This is a genomic window from Shewanella sp. NIFS-20-20 (assembly GCF_019209865.1).
Lineage (GTDB): Bacteria > Pseudomonadota > Gammaproteobacteria > Enterobacterales > Shewanellaceae > Shewanella.
Map to the genome: position 1 here is coordinate 1 of NZ_JAHUTT010000001.1, position 18,131 is coordinate 18,131.

At 47.3% G+C, this 18,131-nt stretch carries 15 protein-coding genes and 1 pseudogene; 8 read left to right on the forward strand and 8 right to left on the reverse strand.

Annotated elements, in window-relative coordinates:
* The 4 genes and pseudogenes from KU855_RS00005 to KU855_RS00020 all read right to left on the reverse strand — a co-directional run.
* A pseudogene (locus tag KU855_RS00005) lies at positions 1-167 on the reverse strand (IS110 family transposase); the annotation flags it as partial.
* Positions 168-280: 113 nt separating this feature from the next.
* The gene (locus KU855_RS00010) at positions 281-1,459 is read right to left on the reverse strand and encodes a diaminopropionate ammonia-lyase (RefSeq protein ID WP_218528291.1); all 1,179 of its coding nucleotides are present in this window, start codon (positions 1,457-1,459) and stop codon (positions 281-283) included.
* A gap of 89 nt (positions 1,460-1,548) precedes the next feature.
* Complete coding sequence (locus KU855_RS00015) at positions 1,549-1,932, reverse strand: RidA family protein (RefSeq protein WP_218528292.1); 384 nt, start codon at positions 1,930-1,932, stop codon at positions 1,549-1,551.
* Between the two features lie 22 nt (positions 1,933-1,954).
* The gene (locus tag KU855_RS00020) at positions 1,955-2,626 is read right to left on the reverse strand and encodes a transcriptional regulator (RefSeq protein ID WP_218528293.1); all 672 of its coding nucleotides are present in this window, start codon (positions 2,624-2,626) and stop codon (positions 1,955-1,957) included.
* 351 nt (positions 2,627-2,977) lie between these two features.
* Between KU855_RS00020 and KU855_RS00025 the strand changes: the two genes are divergently transcribed.
* The 5 genes from KU855_RS00025 (at position 2,978) to KU855_RS00045 (ending at position 9,396) form a co-directional block, all read left to right on the forward strand.
* A complete protein-coding gene (locus tag KU855_RS00025) occupies positions 2,978-4,144 on the forward strand; it encodes a Xaa-Pro peptidase family protein (RefSeq protein ID WP_218528294.1) in 1,167 nt (388 codons plus the stop codon).
* A 61-nt stretch (positions 4,145-4,205) separates the two neighbouring features.
* The gene (locus KU855_RS00030) at positions 4,206-4,982 is read left to right on the forward strand and encodes an aspartate/glutamate racemase family protein (RefSeq protein ID WP_218528295.1); all 777 of its coding nucleotides are present in this window, start codon (positions 4,206-4,208) and stop codon (positions 4,980-4,982) included.
* 75 nt (positions 4,983-5,057) lie between these two features.
* Positions 5,058-6,041, forward strand: a complete 984-nt coding sequence (locus KU855_RS00035; protein ID WP_218528296.1) for a DMT family transporter — start codon at positions 5,058-5,060, stop codon at positions 6,039-6,041.
* Positions 6,042-6,335: 294 nt separating this feature from the next.
* Positions 6,336-7,490, forward strand: a complete 1,155-nt coding sequence (locus KU855_RS00040) for a M20 aminoacylase family protein (RefSeq protein WP_218528297.1) — start codon at positions 6,336-6,338, stop codon at positions 7,488-7,490.
* A 166-nt stretch (positions 7,491-7,656) separates the two neighbouring features.
* On the forward strand, positions 7,657-9,396 hold the full coding sequence (locus tag KU855_RS00045; protein WP_218528298.1) for a methyl-accepting chemotaxis protein: 1,740 nt from the start codon (positions 7,657-7,659) through the stop codon (positions 9,394-9,396).
* On the opposite strand, the gene KU855_RS00050 is transcribed toward KU855_RS00045, so the two are convergent.
* The 4 genes from KU855_RS00050 to KU855_RS00065 form a co-directional block, all read right to left on the reverse strand.
* The gene (locus KU855_RS00050) at positions 9,393-9,770 is read right to left on the reverse strand and encodes a hypothetical protein (protein ID WP_218528299.1); all 378 of its coding nucleotides are present in this window, start codon (positions 9,768-9,770) and stop codon (positions 9,393-9,395) included. The two genes, KU855_RS00045 and KU855_RS00050, sit on opposite strands and share 4 nt — an antisense overlap.
* Before the next feature lie 71 nt (positions 9,771-9,841).
* Positions 9,842-10,924 (reverse strand): site-2 protease family protein, encoded by a 1,083-nt coding sequence (locus KU855_RS00055; RefSeq protein ID WP_218528300.1) that lies wholly within the window; start codon positions 10,922-10,924, stop codon positions 9,842-9,844.
* A 40-nt stretch (positions 10,925-10,964) separates the two neighbouring features.
* Positions 10,965-12,635: a DUF342 domain-containing protein gene (locus tag KU855_RS00060; RefSeq protein ID WP_218528301.1), complete on the reverse strand. Its 1,671-nt coding sequence runs from the start codon at positions 12,633-12,635 to the stop codon at positions 10,965-10,967.
* A 265-nt stretch (positions 12,636-12,900) separates the two neighbouring features.
* On the reverse strand, positions 12,901-13,929 hold the full coding sequence (locus KU855_RS00065) for a methyltransferase (protein WP_218528392.1): 1,029 nt from the start codon (positions 13,927-13,929) through the stop codon (positions 12,901-12,903).
* Positions 13,930-14,099: 170 nt separating this feature from the next.
* Between KU855_RS00065 and KU855_RS00070 the strand changes: the two genes are divergently transcribed.
* Genes KU855_RS00070 through KU855_RS00080 form a run of 3 tightly spaced genes read left to right on the forward strand, consistent with a single transcriptional unit; the run spans position 14,100 to position 18,129 of the window.
* Entirely contained in the window at positions 14,100-14,516 is a 417-nt protein-coding gene (locus tag KU855_RS00070) for a substrate-binding domain-containing protein (RefSeq protein ID WP_256260802.1), read from the forward strand.
* A complete protein-coding gene (locus tag KU855_RS00075) occupies positions 14,503-15,669 on the forward strand; it encodes a hypothetical protein (RefSeq protein WP_218528302.1) in 1,167 nt (388 codons plus the stop codon). Before KU855_RS00070 ends, KU855_RS00075 begins: the two co-directional genes overlap by 14 nt.
* Before the next feature lie 57 nt (positions 15,670-15,726).
* Positions 15,727-18,129 (forward strand): bifunctional diguanylate cyclase/phosphodiesterase, encoded by a 2,403-nt coding sequence (locus KU855_RS00080; protein ID WP_256260803.1) that lies wholly within the window; start codon positions 15,727-15,729, stop codon positions 18,127-18,129.
* Positions 18,130-18,131: the final 2 nt, after the last annotated feature.

Genomic DNA, 18,131 nt, shown 5'->3' on the forward strand with positions numbered 1-18,131 from the left:
CCACATGACTCCATGGCTATGATTGTTGCGGGTGTTTGAGCTAAAAACTCAATAAGTTTTGCGCGAGATAAATGCTTTCGAAATTGCTCTCGACCGCTATAGTCATGAGCAACAAGATGAAAAGAAGATTTGCCTAAATCGATCCCAATTACTTTAATAGTAGACATGATGGTTCGCCTCTTTGTTTGCCTAACCCTAAGCTTAGCTTAGGGGTGAGGCGGACCATCTAATTAAGCCCCCAATGCTGGCATTGAGGGCGGTCATTATCCTGAACGCGATATTATGCGTGTGTGCTCAGCATGCCTTCCCAGACGATTTGGCGATAGCGGGTCGGATTGGTATCACCTTCGGTGCTAAATACCATCACTACCGCATCTTTATCTAAGCCCAATTGTTGGCGCTCGGCGGCAAATTTTTCGCTGCTGGCGAGGGTGTACAATAAGCCCAGGGTTAATGCCCCAGATTCGCCACTAATGATCGGCGTATCGCCTGCCAGTGGGTTGCCCAAAACCCGCATGCCAGTGGCAGTGACGTTATCTTCAACCGACGCAAAAAATGTGCTGCATTGTTTCAGAATAGGCCAAGTAACTGGGTTAGGTTCGCCACAAGCCAGACCGGCCATGATGGAATTTAATTCACCACCGACAGCCACCATGTCACCCGCTGCACCTGAGCGATAGATACAATCGGCGGCGCGCGGTTCGGCAATGATGGTGCTGAAGTTGTCAGCGCCTAATTTATCAGCGAAGTAACCTAAGATCCCGCCAGCCATCGCACCAACACCTGCTTGCAGCATGATGTGGGTTGGCTTCATTGCCATGGTTTCGGCTTGCTCTTGCGCTTCAACGGCCATGGTCATATAGCCTTGAGAGATCCAAGTTGGGATCTTGTCATAGCCTTCCCAGGCGGTGTCTTGCACCAACATCCAGCCATTGTCGGCGGCAGTTTGGTTGGCAATGCGCACGGTGTCATCGTAGTTACAGTCAGTCACAATGCACTCAGCGCCCAGTTTTTTAATGCGCTCGACACTGGCTTGTGCGGAACCTTTTGGCATGTAAACTACGGCCTTTTGTCCCATTTCTCGGGCAGCCCAAGCCACACCGGTACCATGGTTACCCGCGGTCGCTGTTGCGAACACTAATGGCTCGGGTAATTTGGCTGCCACGGTTTTTAAATCGATGTCGCTAATCTCAACGCCTAAGTGTTCAGCCAGTTGTTTGCCAAGGGCGTAAGATCCACCCAGCACCTTAAAGGCATTTAAACCAAAACGGTATGACTCATCTTTGACCAGAATGGCTTTTACGCCTAAGCGTGCAGCTAACTGCTCTAATGAAATCAATGGTGTTGGCAAGTAACCTTCAATTTGCTGATGAAATTGACGGGTTTGTTCAGCGATGTCGGCGGTAAACAGAGGTGAAATTTCGCCAGTAAAAAATGCGTTTTGAGTTAGCTTCAGCATAGTGACCACTTAAAATCAGGGCAAAAGGATCCTAACCCTCTTCACAGATGATGTTAAAAGAGGGGGAGAATAACGGCTAGTGGGAAGTATTATTTGATGAAGGCGATGGCTTCAACTTCAACTAACGCGTCTTTAGGCAGACGAGCGGCTTGCACGCAAGAGCGCGCTGGAGCGGCTTCGGTACCAAAAACTTCAGTGTATACTTCGTTAAAAGCGACGAAGTCTTCCATGTTAGCTAAGAAACAGGTGGTTTTCAGTACGGTATCAGTACCGGCACCGGCTTGTTCCAGTACGGCTTTGAGGTTAGCCAGAGACTGATAAGCTTGTTCTTTAATGCCGCCCTCTGGAAACGCCATTGTGGTTGGATCCAAAGGTAATTGACCTGAGGTAAATACCAGGTTTTGGAACGCCAGTGCTTGAGAGTATGGACCAATGGCGGCTGGAGCGTGTTCAGTGTGGATTACGTTTTTCATAAGTCGTCTCGTCTCTGCTAATTTAGGATTTAAATTCACGGATGTACTTATACACCGCATGTTTGGTAATACTTAATTGGTTGGCAACAATATTAGTCGCCTCTTTTAATTCAAAAATACCATTATCAAACAATATTTTAGTAATCGCTTTATTGCGGCCTTTTAAGTTGACCGTCGGGTCGGCATCGACATCACTGACGGCATGTTGCAAGGCTTGCTCGACCACATCGCCTGCTGAGGCGCTGAAGTTTTCTGTCACAGTTAGGCTAGGGTGTTGGGTCATATCTGGCATCAGCGTTTTCATTATTTCTGGAAACGGAAATGACAGGTTCATATTGACGCAAAACATGCCGATAGGCTTGCCGCCATCCCCTGACAATATGCAGGTACTGGATTTTAATAGGGAGCCATCTTTATTGTGACTAAAGTAACTCTTAGGGGTCACTTCACCCGTTTGCTCGTATAACCGCAGCATTTTTAGACCCAAATCTGTAATTGGGGAACCTTCGGTGCGGCCGGTATGGTGACCATTGACTATCTTCACCACGGATTTTTCAAAGCTTTCCAGCGAGTGGATCACCACTTCACAATGGGGGCCGATTAAATCCGCCATGCTTTCTGCTAAACGAAAATACCCTTCAAGCAACTCTCTGTCCTTGGGAGTGAATTCGGTTCTGATTATTTTGTCTGGCATCAGGCTTATCTCGGGTTACTTTTGTTAACTTTAGCAGTCGCTATTGTCAACTTTTCAGTGAACTATTTCAAGTGCAAAATCAACTTTATGTAACTATGGAACGTTTTTATGGGGTTTTTGACAAGTTGTTTTTTGTAAACATCTAATATTTTTGACTGAAGTCATGTTTTTCAGCAAAACAATCTCAAGATAGTTAACTAAATTTAACTGCGCGATCAAGGTCACGTTTTTTAATTTAGCAAATAGTATTATGCCCACCACAGTCAACGATAGTTAACTAAAACTTTGTTCAGGTCACTTTTGTGACCTTGATGGCAAGCATGCCAGATAAGTGAAAGGTGGAGAGATAAAATGAAAGGCATATTACAGCGTGGCTTTACAACGGCTGAATTTGAAATGCGAGCAACTAAAGCTCAGCAAATGATGCGTGAGAAGGAAGTTGACGCCATTGTGTTAACGACCGAACCAAACGTTCGTTACTTTTCTGGATTCCACACGCAATTCTGGCATAGCCCAACCCGTCCTTGGTTTTTAATCCTACCAGCCGAAGGTAAGCCGATTGCGGTGATCCCTGAAATCGGTGCGAGCGGCATGGCCAGCACTTGGGTTGATGACATTCATACATGGGCGTCACCTCGTCCAGAAGATGACGGTATTAGCATTGTGGCTAGCGTGCTGAACAGCCTGCCAGCGCGATTTGGTCGTGTGGGCGCGACGCTAGGTATTGAATCTCATCTGCGTATGCCTGTGAGCAATTATTTACAGCTGACCAAGTTGGTGACGAAAGAATTTGTTGATGTGTCTTTGGCCATTCATGAGTTGCGTCAGGTGAAGTCTGCTGCCGAAATAGAAAAGACCCGCGAAATCTGCCGCATTACTAATGTGGGCTTTGACAAAATTCCTCAATATGCCAAAGCCGGCATGACCGAACGTGAAATCTGTAAGCAGTTTGGTATCGACATGCTGATGGAAGGCGCGGATGAAACCCCATATATCATTGCAGGTTCTGGCCAAGACGGTTATGACAGCATCATCATGGGACCGACCGATCGCGTGATCGAACAAGGTGACGTACTGATCATTGATACCGGTGCCGTGCGTGACGGTTACTTCTCTGACTTTGACCGTAACTGGGCCTTTGGCTTCGCCAGTGAGCAAACTAAGGCGGCTTATCGTGCCACTTATGAAGCCACCACCAAAGGCTTTGAAGCTGCCCGTCCAGGCAATACCACTTCTGATATCTACAACGCCATGTGGAAAGTGCTGGAGGCCAACGGTGCCCTAGGTAATGACGTTGGTCGTTTAGGTCACGGTTTAGGTATGGAACTGACTGAGCGTCCATCAAATACCGCGACCGATAACACGGTATTAAAACCTGGCATGGTCATGACATTAGAGCCAGGCATGGTTTACGCCCCTGGTAAGTCTATGGTTCACGAAGAAAACATCGTGATCACTGAGACCGGCGCCGAATGGTTGAGTGAGCGTGCTGCCCCAGAATTGTTGATTATCGATTAATGACCCCTCGCATGACGCTTGTGGCTGAGGCCACAAGCGTCAGCCCTATGAGAACCATCTTATGTTGAGTTTTGAAGAGTTTACCTCGTTTGAACAGCCGTTAGAGCATCAGCAAGCCCCGCGGATTAATCGTGTGCATATTGGTTTAGTGCAATTAAGCACTGATCACAGCTTAGAAATGGATTGGGCCAAATTACTGGGTACCCAAGCGGGTGTATTTAGTTCACGCGTGTATTACTCCAGTGAAATGACTCCTGAAGCGTTAGATCAAATTGCCACTGGTATTAGTGAGGCCTCGGATTTAATTGCCACGGGTTTACCCATGGATGTGATGGCGTTTGGTTGTACTTCTGCCTCGATCATTATTGGTCAAGAAAAGGTGGCTGAGTTACTGACTAAAAACCGCGGCGATATTCCAGCAACTAACCCTTGGACAGCAGCGCAAGCAGCATTTCGTCATTTAAATGCCAAAAAAATTGCGGTGTTTTCACCCTACCCAACCAGTGTGAACTATCCACTGTATCAGCAGTTAACTCAGGCTGGTTTTGAGGTGGTTAATCTAGGTTCGCTGGGGATTGAGCGCGACACAGATATCACACTGGTGGCCAAAGAGTCCATGTTTGATGCCTTAGAAACCCTGCTGAAAGATTCAGATGCCGACTTAGTGTTTATGTCATGCACTAACTTGCGCGTGTTAGACCATATTCAGGAAATCGAAGCTCGCTTTGGATTACCTGTTGTTTGCAGTAACTCCGCCATGTTCTGGCATGCCATGCACCTCACCGGTCGCGTTGCACAGTGCCCTGGATACGGTAAGTTGCTCAATCAAAAAATATAACAATAAGAAATACCTGTAGAAGCAATGTAACCAATCAATTCATCCCTAACCAAAATAATTAAGGGGAATAACAAGATGACGAACACACAGAAAGGCTGGCTAGCGGCGATTTTCGTAGGCACTCTTTGGGGTATCCCATGGATTGTCGGCACGCCAATTTTAGAGGTGATGGATCCGCAAGTCTTGGTATGGCTGCGCTATACCGTGGCTTTCATTACCTTAGGCTTAGTCTTTAATATCGGCTTGGCCACCGGCAAGATGGAAAAGAAAGCCGATTTTAAACTGAACTGGGCCAACCGAAATGACATTTTTTGGGCCGCTTGTTGCGGTATCATTGGTCAGGGTGCTTTTAGCTTCCTGTCGTTCCTGTCGCTCGACTATATTACCGCCTCTGAAAATGGTGTGATCCAAGGATTAATCCCGATTTTAATCTTGTGTGTCGGCTTCTTACGTCACAACGAGCGTTTCACCGTGATGCAAATGTTATGTGCCTTGGGCGCGTTCGTCGGTGTCGCTATTTTGGTGATGGATCCACAATCTGAAACTGAAGGCTTCAACATTGGTCACCTGATCTGTTTTGGCTCGGCGGCTAGCTTTGCGTGTATGGCTTACGCTCGTGCTAAATTGGCAGAAAAATATGGTTCTGTGGCAACCATGTTCCACCAGTTCGTATTTGCATCGCTAGGATTTGGCTTGTATCTGTTCGTGGTTGGCGCTGACTTCAGCTCGGCTCTGAACGTACTGAGTTCACCACTGCGAATCTTATGTATTGCCATTTTAGGTGTGGGCATCTCTGGTTTGAGCTACCTCATCTATATCTACGGCATGGAGCGTGTGGGTGTAGATGGTACCGGTATGGCGTTAAACCTGATGCCACTGTCTTCGTTCGTATTAGCCGTGTTCGCCTTAGGTGAGCAAGTCACACCAATGCGCTTATTAGCCATCGCCGTGGTTATTATGTCGATGGTGGCCTTTATGAAGTTGGGCAACAAGAAAGCAGCGCAACCAGAGGTTGAGCTTGATGTAGGCCAGGCACCCAAGCCTTGCCGTAGCCAGTAACATCAAGTGACCCAATAGCATAGCAGCAACGGAATGTGACAGAGGGTAATCCCGCATGAAGATTACCTTTACGGATGGATAGCTGCGATGGCTATTGTGGGAATTTAGGGCGTGACGAGAGTGGTGTTAACACCACTCTCTTTGGCAATTGAGCCGAGGTCATTGATATTTTTCGATAGGTAAGTGCCGTGATTGATCGGGTCATGATTGACGCGTTCAGTTCATGCTTTACCTCATTACATAGTGATTTAGGGGCATCGTTTTTTTCGGGCGAAGTCTGTGGAAATTATAAACATGAATATTGAACAAAAAGTTATCGAGTGGCGTCACCACATTCACCAACATCCTGAGCTTGGTACGCAAGAGCATCAAACGGCGGCCTTTGTTGCGAGCAAATTGCAAGAATTTGGTATTGAAGTGCATTGTGGGATCGGCGGAACAGGTGTTGTCGGCATTCTTAAATGTGGTGATAGTGAGCGCTCGATTGGTTTGCGTGCCGATATGGATGCGCTGCATATCCATGAGGAAAATACCTTTTCATATGCATCGGTCAATGAAGGGGCTATGCATGCCTGTGGCCATGATGGTCATACTGCGATGTTGCTCGCAGCGGCACATGAGTTAGCGCAAACTAAAAACTTCGATGGCACAGTTTATTTCATTTTCCAACCCGACGAAGAGCGCGGTACTGGTGCTAAAGCGATGATTGCCGATGGGCTGTTTACTCGCTGGAAAATTGATGCTGTCTATGCCATGCATAATTTACCGGGTATTCCAGCAGGTCACTTTGTGACTCGCCCTCACTCAGTGATGGCCAGCGAAAGTAGTTTTGAAATTGAAGTGCTTGCCACGGGTGGTCATGCGGCCATGCCGCACATGGGCACGGACCCTATCGTGGTCGGAGCACAAATTGTCACTGCTATTCAAACCATTGTCTCTCGTCAGTTAAGTGCGATTGATGAGACCGCAGTGATTTCAGTCACCGAATTTGCCACCAATGGTACCGTGAATGTTATTCCAACCAAGGTGACCATTACTGGGGATACTCGTAGCTTTACTGACACCGCATTGCACAAAATTGAGAAAGCCATCGAGCGTGTGGTGGCGGGTCAATGTATGTCGGCAGGCGTAGACTACACCTATAAATTTAATAATAGTTTCTTATCGACAATCAATACTCCCAATGAAACCGCCTATGCTATTGAGGCTGCTAAAACGGTTGTCGGTGATGATAAGGTCAATGGCAGTTGCCAGCCGTTTACCATTAGTGAAGATTTCTCCTTCATGCTGCGTGAAGCACCAGGTTGCTATATTTTAGTGGGCAATGGCGCAGGTAATTCGTGTGGCAGCGTTGCCTTGCATAAGCCTACCTATGACTTTAATGACAATATTCTCAATGCTGGCCTGAGATATTGGCAGACATTAGTCGAGCAGCAATTGGCTCGCTAATTGGTCATCCACAAAAAACGGCTCATTGAGCCGTTTTTTTTGCTGCAAATACCGGAAGGCCACTTTTTGCTCCCCCTCACAATAAATTCTAAAGAATTGATAAAACTATAACAGTTTACATTTTGTCCACTAAGCTTGATCTATTACTGACCACGGATGAGCAAGTATGAAGACAAAAACAATGATGACCTGGGTATTCGTGGCGATTGCTATCGCGGCACTTTTCACCGGCGGGTTAAGTATTAATGTTAACCAAAAAATTGATGACTTTGGCCAAGCGGCCAATATCCGTTATCAGTCTTATCAAATGGCCGACGAATTACGCCAATCATCAGATGACCTTACCCGTTTAGCCCGCACCTACGCACTGACTGGCGATGAAAAATACGAAAAAATGTACATGGACATTCTGGCAATCCGTAATGGTGAAATGCCTCGGCCGGAGCAATACCATCAGATTTACTGGGATCTTGTGCTAAATCATGGCGATAAGCCTAAAGCGGATGGCAGTCCGGTCGCGATTGATCAAGAAATGAAAAAACTCGGGTTTTCGGCCGCAGAATTTGCCCTGCTCGAACAAGCTAAAACCAATTCTGATGCCTTAGTGGCGCTGGAGGTTAAGGCGATGAATGCGGTCAAAGGTATCTTTCAAGACCCCCGCACTCAAGCCTATAGCATTCAGGGTGAACCTGATTTAGTCATGGCGAGAAACTTACTGCACAGCAATCAGTATCATGTTGAAAAAGCAAAAATTATGGCGCCTATAGATGAGTTTTTTAGCGCCTTAGATAAGCGCACCTCTGGCCAATTTGCTGATAATTTCAGTGGGTTGCATGGGGCCTTGTACTTAGCGCAAGCCATGTTAGTGATGATGATCGCAATCGCGCTCGTCGGTTACTTATTGCTTACTCTTCGTGTAGTTGCGCCACTGGTCGAGACCAGCCAGCAGCTGCAAGAGATCCAAGCATCAAAAAATTTAAATCAACGTATCACCGTGGCCACGGATGGGGAAGTGGGAGAGATTATTACTCAAATCAATATCTTCATTAGCTCCTTGGCTAATTCGTTAGCGACCACTGAGCTGGCGGCTAAATCCATTGCTTTACTCGCCAAAGACACTAAGCAATCCATTGTAGAATCCAAGCGCAACTCCGCCTTGGTGGCCCAAGAAGTGGATAGCAGCCTCATGGCTGTGACCGACTTGGCGCACACCATGGATGGCGTCAATCACTACACCTTAGATGCTGAGCAGCGGGCGACTAAAAATCAGCACAAGGTTTCAGAAGGGCAAAGTACCCTGAAACAAGCGATTGATGCGATGCAAGTGTTAGATAAGGAATTTAACCAAACTGAGCGGGCGATGGAGCATTTAGTCAATGAAAGCAGCCAAGTGACTAAGGTGTTGGGCGTGATCAAGTCGATTGCCGAGCAGACCAATTTGCTGGCATTAAATGCCGCGATTGAGGCCGCTAGGGCCGGCGAGCAGGGACGAGGATTTGCGGTGGTGGCTGATGAAGTTCGCTCTTTAGCGCAACGAACCCAAGACTCGACCTTAGAGATTGACGGCATTGTTGCGAGCTTACTCAATCGAACCAATCAAGTGGCAGGCTCGGTCTCTCAAGCGGCGGGGATGATGCAAACGGCAGGATCTGAATTGGAGCGGATCTCAGGGGTGTTTGATGAGATTAATGCATCGACACACGAGATCCATGAGCTCAACAGTAAGATAGCGCAGTCGATTGATGAGCAAACTCAATCGTCTAAAACCATCAATGCCAGCATGGGGCTGGTGGGAAATAGCTCGCAACAGGTGTCAGCTATCATCGACAAGATAGATGCGGCTTTCAATGAACTGGAAAGCCAGGCCTATGGTTTAAGTCGCAACGCCAGTCAATACCAGCGCTAGTGACTAGGGGGTAGGGTTCTCTCGTTTCTGGCGGTCAAATACACTCTGACCGCCAGTAGGGTCGCTACCCCTGCAATGCCAGCGCTTAAGCCGTGATGAAGAATGAGATGGCTTAAGATCAGCGTCGGAATATCCTGCCAACTATCAATGAATCCCAGTTTGATAATCACGCCGAGATAGAGGCTCGCATGCAGTAGCAACACACAAATAAACAGTTGCTGTAAGCGGTGCCTGACGTTGGGGCTTAGCGCGGAAGGACACCAGCGGCTGGCACCATAGCCGATGATGGCCAAGCCCATGCTTAACATCGCCATCGCTAACAGTGAGGTTTTGATCATCGCAATAATGATCAGTAATAACATAAAACGCGTCATGACAACCTTGAGTGATGATGACTAAGCTGCGAGCTTAGCCAGCGTCACTTAATATTAAATGAAGCATTAAGTTAGCTGCTGAGGATCTGCAGCGGTAAGGCTAAGATTTCATCGCCACTGCTGGCAAAATACCAAATAATGCTAATTAACGCCGCGACGGTAAGTAAGTACCAGATGGCTGAAAATAGTTGGCCATATCTATCTAACGGTAACAAATGACTCTGGTGGCGGCCTTTCCACTCGAACATAATCTCGACGCTGCCTATCAAGAGTAAGAAACCTAATAATGCCAAGCCCAGAGTATAACTAATATAGACGCCCACCGCCGCACCGATGACGCACGCCGCTAACCCTATCAAGCTATTCATCGAAAAACTGATGCTCTTGAGAATATGGCCACCATCCAGGGGTAAAATGGGTAATAAGTTAAACAGGTTAAGGAGGGCGTTAAAACTGGCAAGACCGGCAAAGAAAATATTACCTGTCACCCAGTAAGCCACTAACGACATGATGGACATCAGGAGGCCGAAAGTGGGGCCCATGATCGAAATCACCACATCTTGCCAGCGAGTATTAATTTTTTCATCGCTCAGCGCTAAGCCCCCCATAAAAGGGATCAAGTAGATGCCTTTGGTTTTCATGCCAAAATATTTCATGGCACGAATATGCCCATATTCATGAAAGACTAAGCAGGCAATGAGCGCGAGAGCAAACTGAAAGGAAAACAGCCAAGAATAAGCGGCCACACTGGCTCCGGCCAACACCACTTTAATGACTTTAGCACTCTTTAATAATTTAAATCCGAGTGAGGCTAAACCAAGTAAACTCCAGTTCTGCGGTTTTACTGGTGCTACGACCGGCGTTTGCTTAGCAATATCTTGCTCGTTACGCTGACCTTCACCCAACAGCTGATCTTGGGCAAAAAGCTGGTAGGTGAGGCTAAAAGGTTGCCAAGTTAACTCGATGTTGAGTGTGATGTCTAGGCTTTGGTCGGCAGACTGTAATTGGAATTGATGACTACGTTGCCCCTGATTATCTGCACTGGCGGGACATTGTGCCACCAGTTGATTATCCCAATATACGGCTTGCCAACCTGCCAAGGAGGCTTCGAGGCGGAGGGGCTTTCCTAAACAATCGATATTCAGCAGTTGCACTTGTCTATCCAGTCTGAAAAAACGCTATTATGCCAAAGTTTTAGTTAGTGAGCCCTTGATAGTCGAAACTAATTTTGCCATCGACGCAACGCAGTACGCTCGGGCCGTGTTCGCAAATGGCTCGGTGAGTCGCTTTATCTATGGTGATTTCAGCATTCACATGTAAGCGTTTATAGGCTTGGACTCTGTGATGTTCAAAATATTGCTCAATTTGCAGTTGCAAGTTGACAGCAGCTTGTTCGGCGAGCAATAACTCCGTAGCGAGTTGCTGCCGATTTTGTTGCATTTTTTTCAGTTTGCTCAATAAATTGGGATTGGCTAAGCAAGCCTCTTTCGTCGGCAGTCGCTTGATTTGATTATTTAGCGCTAATTGCCGCAACACGATTTCTTGAATTTGAGTTTCAATCGGTTTGAGTTGCAGCCTCAGTTGGTTGATGCCTTGACCGCAGCTTAAGCGGGTGATGCTGCCGGCACTGGCGCCAATGTTTACCGCAAAAATACCGCGATTGGCCTCAATTACTCCACCGACTAACTCACCTTTATATTTATGTTTATCATGCACATAAACGCAGCCAGGGGTGCGGCAATGGCTATGGAGCAATTGGCTGGCTATCATGATGTCTTGCATGCATTCCAAGGCGGCATATTGCGCAAATTGGGCGCTGATACTGCCACCGGCGCGTAATTGGGTCATTAACTTTTGACCCCGCTCTTGGCGACCAACAATCCCCTTATGGACACAGATATCGCCGCCAGCTTCAATTAAGGCGTTTTCAACAAACCCTAAAATGCTGATATTGCCCGTGGCTTTGACCTTCATGCCTTCTTGGACATCGCCCTTAATCAGCAGGCTACCGTGAAAATCCACATGGCCTTGAGCAATGTCGACACCGTTAAGCATCAAGACATTATCCACTTGAATGCCATTGGGGGTTTCCACCAATTGTCCTGCTTGGGTCGCTAAGATTTGCAGCGGATTGCGAGGATCGAGCTCAGTTCCCGTCCCAGGGATCATGGCGCAGTCTTTCCCTTGTTTGGCATACAAGGTCACACCATGAATATTGTAACCATTCTCACCAAATGTCGCGGGGTGCTTGCGCATTAATAACTGCCCCGGCGTGACCGAGCTAAGCTCACCGAGATCTCGCATATCGACACTACCATCAGGATTGAGTCTAGGTTGAGCTAGGCGCTCTCGCACCAAGGGGAGCAGGCGTTGTAAATAGGCGTCTTGACCATGGATAGGAGCTTTTCCCCGCGCGATTTGCACGCTGATACTACTGCCACTGGGGAGTCGTTGGCACTGTGCAATGGCTTTATCAATATTGAGCTTACTGATCCCCATGAATATTTGACGTTGCTTAAGCCCGGTTAATATCGACTTTATATCTACACCGCTACCGCCATAAGGCGTGATGATATCGAGCATGGCCGACATTTTATCTGCGCTGATAGTGAAGTCGCACTGCGCATCAAGTTTGTTGGCAATGCAAAAACTTAACGGGTTAGTGTTGGCCATGTTGAAGGATAAATCACGGCTATGGAGGCCATCCTCAATGGATTGAATATTGGGCTTAAAGCTTTTATAGGGGCTGGTCGATAGCCATTGCAGGATCTGCTCAGCGCTGATGTCGTTGTGATTGTCAGCCGCAATGCTTAGCAACAAGTCCTGTTGATTTTGACTAAGGTGAACTTGCGCATCTGCCTGCATGTATATACAACCCATAATAAAATATAAAGCAGTATATCAATAGATTGCAGAAATTTAATAGAGGCAAACTTGCAGAATGAGTGCTGGTTATCATTGGGGATAGGCGAACCGTCATTGGGGTCGCCATGGCCTGATTTCGAGTGTGGCCGGCAGTGAATCCCAGTGGCGCCGGCAAAGCCTTTAGCCGCTTAGCGCCGGTTGATTTGGCGCTAAGCGCAGTTACCCGTATTCACGTTGAACTGCCAGCCAATTTAGTGAGTGCTCACTAAGTGGTTTGGTGATAGACCTTATACTTATTGGTTGATGCAATCACATTGACCTCCTGCTTAAAGGCGCTGGCAATCGCGTCGGCATAGGGCAAGTGACTGTTAGCGACAATTTGCCATTGGCCGCCTGGGCTAAGTTGTTTGGCACTGGCAGCGACAAACGCTAACGCAATGTGGGTGGTGCTATTGAGGCCATCATGGAAGGGCGGATTAGAGATAATGGCATCAAATTGCCCTTGAGTTTGGTGTAAACCATCCGAAGGGTAGACGTTAGCTTGTAAGCCATTGGCCTTGAGCGTTAGTTCGCAGGCGGCGAGCGCCATGGCATTAATATCGATGCATTCGAGTTGCAACTGCGGCTGAGCCTTGAGCAAGGCGGCGGTGATAACCCCAGCGCCACAACCGAAATCGAGCACCCGACCTTGCAGTTGTGGTAAATGTTGCAGTAATAACTCGGTGCCAAGATCGAGCTTGGATTCACTAAATACCCCCACCAAATTACAAATGGTCAGTTCGCCTTGCGGGGTGTTGAGCTGATATTGGCTGGCAAAGTCGCTTAATGACACCTTGGGCGCCGTTTCGATTAACTCACTGACATATAAGAGACTATGGCGAGCGTTGTCAATTTTTTGAGCCGGGCTGAACCACTGAGGCATCATTTTAGTTAAGGATTTAATGCCACCTTTGTTTTCACCTGTGACCAGTAATTGGCCGCCCAACTGTAAATGATTGGCCGCCAATTGCAGTAAATACGGTAAGAGGTTTTTTGCTTTTGGAAAGTACAAAATTACCGTATCGAAACGCTCTGACTGCGGCCATTGGTGACTAAAATGGCTGCTAAGTTTGGCATGGCGGTGATTGGCTAATGCCAAATGATGATGATAATCCAAGGCGAGCGCGCCCACATCGGTGCAATTTTGGCAAAGCTCAAAGGCTAAATTATCGCTTTCATGGTTGATAAGCAGTACGCGCTGACCCTTGATTAATGAGTCGTTACGCAGGATTAATTGAGAAGGATTGGTGAGCACGGTTGGTTTCATCTGGTCAGCTTCATTGCGCTTGATTATATCCTAATTAAGACTTTTTTTGGCGGATACTGCGCAGAGTTAGTATTTTTTTCTATGCTTGACTGTATGAAGTTAATTATCAGCAACAAGGACTGGTTGCCGATGCTTATCACATGGACATGGATGTTTATATGCGTCAATGGGTGTTGTTGCCGATGTTGATACTGATGCTGTTTATCAGTGCGAATGCCTTGGCACAATTTACAGTGATCACTTACTCGCCTCGCGCCGACACGCTTTCTGCTAGCGATTTACGCCTCATTTTTTCCAAGCAGCGTACCTTCTGGGCCGATGGCCAACCGATCTTAGTGTTTATCTTGCCGCCAAACTCTAATAAGCATCAGGATTTTTGCCGCAATAATCTCAAGATCATGCCATATTTTTTACAGCAAAAATGGGATAAACGGGTATTTTCTGGTACGGGTGAACGCCCAGTAATCGTTAGCAATGAAACGGATATGTGGCAAAAGGTACATGCCACACCGGGAGCGATTGGCTATATATCCACCGACTTTCAGGTTCAAGGAGGTGTGAATGCATTCCCCTAGTTGCGCCAACCATGGCGCATTGTTGGCTGTTATGTTCTGCGCGCCATTAGCGGCACAAACATGGCAAGCCAGTGGTTTCTTGAGCCAAGCTTATATGAACACTCAAGCCAGTGAATTTGTGGTTGGGGCGGATCATAGTAGCGTTGATTTAACTGAGGCTATGCTGGCGGCCTCTTGGCGGTCTGAGTCCCACTTGCGAGTGGCTGGGGCGTTGAATTATCGCCAGTGGGGAGAGTTAACCGCTAGCCGTGTTGATTTTGATTATTTATTTGCCGAATACAATTGGCAGCTTTGGCAGGGACAACAAGGCATTCGCCTCGGCAGAGTCAAGGGACAATTTGGCTTATACAGTAGCACGCGTGACGTTCCTTTTACTCGACCGGGGATTATGTTGCCTCAATCGATTTATCCTAGTCTGTATCGGGATGCTCACCTCCGCATTAATGGCGCCGATTGGTTTGGCGAATATTTGCTTGGCGGTGGGGTCGTGCATTTTCATCTCATCGCCGGCTACCCGAGCCTGACCGACGAGTTAGTCGACAATATCTTTGGTGATCCAAGTGTGGGTGACTTTGAGGCCAAACCCTATTATTCGTTATCCGTCTCCTATCAAAATGAATCATGGTTTGTGGGTAGTTCTTATTATTATGCCGATATTGGCTTTGATGGCGCAGGCTACTTAGTGGATGGCAGTATCGGTGTTCACTCTTGGATAGCGTCAGTTCAATACCGTCAAGATTGGTGGCAACTGACCTCAGAGCTTAGTATGCGTAGCGATGTTACCGCGGGTATTTATCCCTTGAATACTGAGAAAATTCGCCGAGAGGATAGCGGCTTTTATGTGGAGGGGCGGGCTTTTTTGCCGCACGATCTACAGTTATACCTAAGGTTCGATGACTATATCAGTAATCGCGATGATCCCGATGGCCGCGAGTTCGAGGCGAAAACTGGTATTCCTGCATATTTCGCTTACAGTAAAGACTGGGCGCTTGGTGGGCAGTGGTTCTTTTCACCCTCGTGGATGCTAGCGCTGGAATATCATTGGCTAGAGGGAGCAGCTTGGGTCCCTTCTTTTGCAGAGAGAGAGCCGCTAACTCAAGCCAAAGATTGGTCGATTTTCGCCGCCCAACTATCTTACCGATTCCAGTGGTGACCTATGGATAATCAGGGACATAAAAATTGGTTCTTCAGTTTAAAATGGAAATTATTATTGGCTGTTGTCCTCATGATGACCTGTATGGGGGGGATTATTGGCACCGTTGCTTATCGGCAATTGACCAATGAGCGTAACCTGCAACTTCAGACCCAACATCAAAATATTACCACTCAGCTTGATTTTGTGATCCGCCAATCGGTTGAGCGTGCCACGATTGAGATTGAGCAACTCAACTTCTTACTGACAAGTCACTCAGAGCCCCATATCAATGTTCTTCCCAGCTTATGGGCGGATATTCAGATGTATTGGGACATTTCAAGCTTTGCCATGTTGACCCCAAATGGTGAGGTGCTGGTTGAGATGGGGCCGGCTATCGATAGTCAATGGCTTGAGGAGCATGCCAATGTGTCCAAGCCTCGCTGGCGTTTTTATTGCCAAGAAGAATGCCGCTTACAAATGTTACTCCCGACGTTTTTTGCCGATGTCGCTGGTGTCGTATTTATTGAAACTAGCATGAGTGATTTACTGAATCGGATCCGCAGTGAACAGGGCGTTGAATTAGTCGTATTGGGGCCGGTAGCCAAGCAAGCAGAGTCAATGTTTTATTGGGGACGCCAATTATTCAGTGTGAGCAACCGTGCTCGCATCCAACCCATCGTCAGTGAAATGGCGTTGCGGGCACCATGGGAGCAGCTCTTTACCAATAAGCAATTACACCATATCGGCGATCAATCATGGGTGATATGGGATTATTCATTATCCGATGGCCACAATGGACCCATGCTACTGGTGATGTCCGATGTCAGTGACTGGGATCAGGCGTTGCAATCATTTCAGCAAAGTATCTTGGGGATCTTGTTACTCGGCGTGCTGCTCACCAGCCTATTTATCTTTTTGATTGCTTGGTCGCCCTTGCGTCGCATGGTCTGTCACGCTCGGTTACTGCCCTTATTAGCTGAGCGACGCTTTGATGATATTCGCACCCAGATCCCCTCGGTGAAGCATGAAATCATCGATGAAGTTGATTTTTTGGGAAATGCCATTCTTGGCGTTACCGCTCAACTGGAGGATGTTGAACACACGCTAGCTAAACGGACTCAAGAATTAAATAAATTGGCGATGCTCGATCCTCTCACCAGCTTGCCTAATAAGGCCATGTTGCAGCATGAGTTAGAAAAAGCCATTGCTTGTGTCGGTCGGATACACAACCAAGTGGCCCTCCTATTCCTCGATCTTGATGAGTTTAAGCGCATTAATGACACCTTGGGTCATCATGAAGGGGATGAGTTACTGATCATTGTCGCTGAACGTTTAGGCAAATGTGTGCGGGCCATGGATACAGTATTTAGGCAAGGGGGGGATGAGTTTTTGATCTTGCTACGAGGTATAGATCATGAGCAAGAAGTGCGCAAAGTGATCCATAAAATCTTTTCTTCATTGCAGCAGCCCGTAGTGTTGAAATCCCATAAGCTGATTGTAACCACCAGTATTGGTGTCGCCATTTGCCAGTCGAGTCATATGGCTGCCGAAGAGTTAATCCAACACGCGGATTTGGCCATGTACCAAGCCAAAGCCGCTGGGCGCAGTAACTATCGCGTGTTCACCTACGACTTATTGCACCAAGCCAATACCCGATTGATGATCGAGCAAGATATAGGCGCGGCGATTCGAGAGAGCCAGCTCAAGTTATTTTTACAACCCATTATTGCCATTGATACTGGTAAAGTGTGCGGTTTTGAAGGCTTGGTGCGCTGGTTTCACCCCCAACGAGGCTTGATCATGCCGGCGGACTTTATTCCTGATATCGAGCATAGTCAGGCCATCATTGAGGTTGGCAATTATGTGTTGAAAGAAGGGATAAGGATCTTAAAGCGCATGCAGGCCGTGGTGGGCGATGAATTGTATATCGCCATTAATTTATCGGCCAATCACTATTTGTCTGCCGACTTGAGTCACCATATTGCCTCGCTATTAGCGGAGCACAAGCTTGCCCCTGGGCGACTCTTGCTGGAAGTCACCGAAGAAAGTGTGATGGCGCAGGTTGAGCACGCTCGCTTAGTGATGGAAGAGTTAAAACTGTCGGGCGTACGAATTGCGATTGATGATTTTGGCACAGGCTATTCGTCACTCAGCTATTTAAAACAACTGCCATTTGATGTGTTAAAAATCGATCGCTGCTTTATTTCAGGCATTAATGTGCAAGAGGTTGATACCCATATTGTCAATACTGTAATTAGTTTGGCGCATAATTTAGGCCGTAAGGTTGTGGGTGAAGGCATTGAAAATGAAGAGCAATTACAGTTTTTAAAGGCGGCTGGCTGTGAATACGCTCAAGGGTATTTATTTGCTCGCGCTTTGAGTGAAGAGCAAGTACTCAGTATGTTGGCTCAAATTAAAACCTCCCTGATCTGGCCAACCGCCAAAGAGGCCATTAACCTCGGGCGGTTGGGCAGTTAGCC